The sequence below is a fragment of the Streptomyces colwelliae genome, from assembly GCF_048158785.1.
In the GTDB taxonomy this organism is placed as follows: domain Bacteria; phylum Actinomycetota; class Actinomycetes; order Streptomycetales; family Streptomycetaceae; genus Streptomyces.
The window spans coordinates 1-1,441 of the sequence record NZ_JBLTJC010000784.1; the positions used below are offsets into that span (position 1 = coordinate 1).

2 protein-coding genes are annotated in these 1,441 nt (G+C 68.4%); both read right to left on the reverse strand.

Annotated features, from left to right (window positions below):
- Positions 1-977, reverse strand: a 977-nt coding sequence (locus ACNFOC_RS54325; RefSeq protein ID WP_416966304.1) for an alcohol dehydrogenase catalytic domain-containing protein, incomplete at its 3' end; no start/stop codon positions are given.
- On the reverse strand, positions 977-1,441 hold a 465-nt coding region (locus ACNFOC_RS54330; protein WP_416966305.1), incomplete at its 5' end, for an acyl-CoA dehydrogenase family protein. The genes ACNFOC_RS54325 and ACNFOC_RS54330, both read right to left, overlap by 1 nt.

Sequence of the window (1,441 nt, forward strand, 5' to 3'; positions counted from 1 at the left end):
GGATACGTCTCGGTCACCAACTCATCGAGCAGCAACCGCCCTTCGCGATACAGCTGGGCGTACAGGGCGATGTCCCGCTGCGGCCGCGACGACCCGTACCGGCACCCCAGGATCGACTTGTCCAAATACATGGACGAGACGAGGAAGGACGCCTCGGCCGTGGCCGGCGGCACCCCGAGCAGCACCGCCTGCCCATGCCGGTCGAGCAGATCCACGGCCTGCCGGATCAACTCCACCCGCCCCACGCACTCGAACGCGTGATCCGCCCCGTTCGGCAGAATCTCCCGCACACCCTCGGCAGACGTAAGGAAGTGAGTAGCCCCGAACTCCCGAGCCACAGCCTCCTTCCCGGGATTCGCATCCACCGCGACGATCGTCAACGCCCCCGCGATCCGGGCCCCTTGAAGAACATTGAGCCCGATCCCACCCGTCCCGATAACAACGACACTGTCCCCAAGACCGACCCGCGCCCGATTGAGAACAGCACCGACCCCGGTCAACACCCCACACCCGATGAGCGCGGCGGACGGCATCGGAATGTCCTTCGGAATCCGCACGGCCTGTACGGCCTTCACCACGGTCCGCTCGGCGAAGGCGGAGTTGGAAGCGAACTGGTACACGGACCGCCCGCCCCGCGTGAACGGCTTCCCCGGCCGCCCGATGGCCTGCCGGCACATGGTCGGCCGCCCCCGGTCGCACTCGGCGCAGGTCCCACAGTTGGCGAGCGTGGAAAGAGCCACATGATCCCCAGGCCCGACATGGGTGACGCCCACACCCACGGCCTCGACGACCCCCGCACCCTCATGTCCCAGCACCACAGGAACGGGGAAGGGTATGGTCCCGTCCACCACAGACAGATCGCTGTGGCACAACCCGGCCGCGGAGATCGCGACCAGCACTTCCCCGGGCCCCGGTTCCCGTACCTCCAGATCGTCCACGACCTCGATCTGCTTGCCGTCGAAGACCACACCGCGCATCAGACGACCCCCTTGGGTTCCCTGGGCAGACCGAGCACCCGCTCGGCGATGATCGTGCGCTGAACCTGGTCCGAGCCGCCGTAGATCGTGTCGGCCCGCGAAAAGAGGAACAGGTGCTGGAACACGTCGAGTTCGTACGACAGTGACGGCGTCCAGTCCACCGGCCCGACCGTCGCCGCGGCCCCCCGCACCTGCATCGCCAGCTCCCCGAGCCGCTGATGCCACCCGCCCCACAACAGCTTGGCCACGCTGGGGGCTCCCGCGTCCCCGGCCCGCCCGAGGGTCCGCAGGGCGTTCCACCGCATGGCCTTCAACTCGGCCCACTGCCGCACGAGTCGATCGCGTACGACGGGATCGCCAACGGCCCCCGAGGCAACGGCGGCCTCGACCACCCGCCCCAACTCACTCGCGAACCCGATCTGTTGGGCCAGAGTCGACACCCCCCGCTCGAACCCGAGCAGGCT